The sequence below is a fragment of the Methylobacterium sp. WL18 genome (assembly GCF_008040015.1).
Lineage (GTDB): Bacteria > Pseudomonadota > Alphaproteobacteria > Rhizobiales > Beijerinckiaceae > Methylobacterium > Methylobacterium mesophilicum.
Map to the genome: position 1 here is coordinate 1 of NZ_VRVD01000565.1, position 3,082 is coordinate 3,082.

The 3,082-nt window shown below is 65.6% G+C and carries 1 protein-coding gene; it reads right to left on the bottom strand.

Annotation, left to right across the window (positions count from 1 at the left end; all coding sequences use genetic code 11):
* Window positions 1-534: 534 nt before the first annotated feature.
* Entirely contained in the window at window positions 535-2,709 is a 2,175-nt protein-coding gene (locus FV228_RS25035; protein WP_147857026.1) for a TonB-dependent siderophore receptor, read from the bottom strand.
* Between the last annotated feature and the right edge of the window lie 373 nt (window positions 2,710-3,082).

The window sequence follows — 3,082 nt, forward strand, 5'->3', positions numbered from 1 at the left end:
GCCGAGAGCCGCGACGCCCCTCCGCGTGGCGAAGCCCCGCCCGGAGCCCGTCGGCGACACGGGACGGTAGCGCGGCGAGGACGACCGGGTTTCCAAAGGGCTCAGCCCTTTGGCGGGGTTCGGGGCAAGACCTCTAGGATTTGGCCCCTGATGGATCGGGCAAAGCCCGACAGCAGGGTTCCACCCTGCGCCCGCAAAAGGTCCCAGACACAGCGGTTTCAAGATGTTGGGCTGAGACCAGGACATGTGTCGAGCAGGTCCGCCCGGCCCTTTCCCGGGCGCATGCAGCGCTAGCGGAATGCGACCCGGGATCCAGCACAATACGGCGCGCAGCGTCCGCCTGATCGACCCGTGCCGCTGGCGCGGCGCTTCGTGTGCTGGATCCCGGATCAGGTTCCGCTTCGCTTCACCCGTCCGGGAAAGGGGCGCGCGTGATCGGCTCGGGAGCGCCGATCCCACGACGCGCACCTGGCCAAACACCTTGAAAGGGCTGGGCTGGAGGCCTCTCGAACCCCTGATTTGCGCCGATCCGGCTCACATCCGCGCAGTGATCGTCGCCAGGAGGGTGAAAGGCGCACCGGGGGTGTTGTTGAACTGATTGAACGGCTGCTCGATGTAGCGTGCGTTCGCCAGGTTCCGGATGTTGACCGCGAACCGGTAATGCGCGTCGATGTCGTAATACACGGCTGCGTCGACCCGATTGTACGCCCCGACCTTGTAGCTGTTGTTGAGGTCGCCGAAGCGCTGGCCGACATGGGTGACGCCGATGCCGAGACCGAGACCGCGCAGGGAGCCGGCCTGGACATCGTACGTCGTCCACACGCTGCCGCTGAAGGCCGGCGCGCCCAAGAGGCGGTTGCCGACCGCGAAGACCCTGTCCTTGGTGATCCGCGCATCGAGATAGCCGACGCCGCCGATGACCTTCCAGCCCGGAAGGATCTCGCCGGCCAGGTCCGCCTCGACGCCCTCCGAACGCTGCTGGCCGGTGATCACCGAGAAGTTGGTGTTGACGGGGTCGTTGCCGGCGACGTTGTTGCGGGTGATCCGGAAGGCGGCCGCGCTCAGGGTCAGGTCGGGGTTGATGTCGATGCGGGTTCCGACCTCGAGCTGCTCGCCCGTCTCGGGTGCCGGGTTGACGACGTTGAGGACGTTCGCGGTCTGCGGCGCGAAGGACGTGGCGTAGCTGGCATAGAACGTCAGCGGCTCAAACGGCCGATAGATCAGGCCGACCCGCGGCGAGGCGCCGAAGAGTTGCTGCTCCGGAGGTTGGGTTCTCGAAGCCGGAAGGCGATTGAAGTAATATTGGGTGCCGAGATCGAACCGGGCGCCGAGCACGAGCTGCAACTGGGGCGTGAGGGCGATCTGGTCCTGCAGGTAGAACCCGAACAGTTCGAGCTTTTGCTTCAGCTCTGACTGAAACCCGAGCGCGCCGGGAGTCCCGCCGAAGACCGGGTTGAAGAACCTGACCGGGGTGTAGGTGCCCTGCTGCGAATAGGGATGGCGGAAGCCGTTGGTGTACTCGAACCCCACGAGGGCGGTGTGGGCGAAGCCGAGCGTGTCGAACTTCATGATCGCTTCGGTCTGGGTATCCACGGCTGCGAAATGCGAATCGACCGAGGCGTCGCGCCGCGTGACCTGGGTCCCGGCGTTGTTCACCCCGGTGGCACGGGCCGTGAACAGGTTGAACGCCCCCCATTGCCCGTTGATCACTTGCCGCAGCGTCAGGTTTTCATTGACGTCGTGTTCGGCCCGCATCGTGATCCCGTTGACCTCGCCGTAATAGCGCGAGGACGGCTCGCCGTAGTAGCGGCGGATGTTGTCCAGCGGCACGCGGCCACGGAAAGCGATGAGCCCCTCATCGTACTGGGTGCGCTGGCTGGTGGCTTCCGCGTTGATGTAGACCCTCGTGTCGGCGCTCGGCGTCCAGCTCAGCGCCGGCGCGATGAAGATGCGCCGGTTGGTGTCGCCGCCGATGTCGCGGAAGGTCGGATCCTCCTGCGCGGCGAAGGTGAGGCGCGCGGCCAGCCCATCGATGGACGGGATCGCGCTCGAGACCGAGCCCTGGAACCGCCGGAAGCCGAAGCTGCCGCCCTGGACGCTCGCGTCCGCGGTCGGCTCCAGGGTCGGCCTGCGGGTGACGATGTTGACGACCCCGCCCGGGTCGCCCCGGCCGAACAGCACGGAGGCGGGCCCCTTGATCACCTCGACCCGTTCGGCGTTCGCGAGGTCGCGTTCCACCGGATAGAAGTTGATCGCCGGATTGACCAGGATGCCGTCGACGGCGAAGAGCTGCGTGGCGAAGCCGCGGATGACGTAGTTCTGCGAGCGGCCCTGCACGGTGCTGCCGGGCGTGACGTTGCTGACATTGGTGACGGCATCGGTCAGGCGCAGGTCCTGCTGGTCCGTGATCACCTGGCGCGGGACGACGTTGATCGATTGCGGCGAGTCCCGCAGGGGCGTGTCGGTCTTGGTCGCGGTCGCCGAGCGCGTGGCGCGATAGCCGACGACCGGGCCGTCCGCCCGCTCGGGGCCGGTGCCGGTGACGCTCAGTTCCGAGAGGATGACCTCGTCCTGGATCGGGCTGGATTGTGCGTGAACGACAGTCGTCGATGCCGCGAGCAGAGTAAAAACCAGCCCGTATCGCTTATTGTTTGTGCAATTGCGGTCTGAGTTTGCGACAACGGCGCGGATTGTTCGGCCTTGAGGCATAGTTTTGAGTCATTCTTAAGAAGATCGTCGCGTCGATGCGCCCTTGTCTTTGCGTACGATTGTCGGCCTGATTCAATGCGTGATTGTAATCGACGGGCTCACAGGCGCAGGAACTCATCGGACGTGTCCGGTGCGTCACACATCCCTTTGGAATGATTTTAAATCTTACGGATTGTGGAGACTTAAACGTGCGCAAATGCGCAAAATACACGTCCAGGCGTTGATGCGGGTCGCGCCCGGGCGGAGATCGACAGGCGCGCCCGTCGGCCTCTTCGAATCAGTTGCGCGCTCATCGCGTCCGAGTCCTTCGCGCGCGTCGCCGTGCATTCGGATCGGGCCCCCCGGGCGCGCGGGTCGCGGCCTGCGGCTGGCC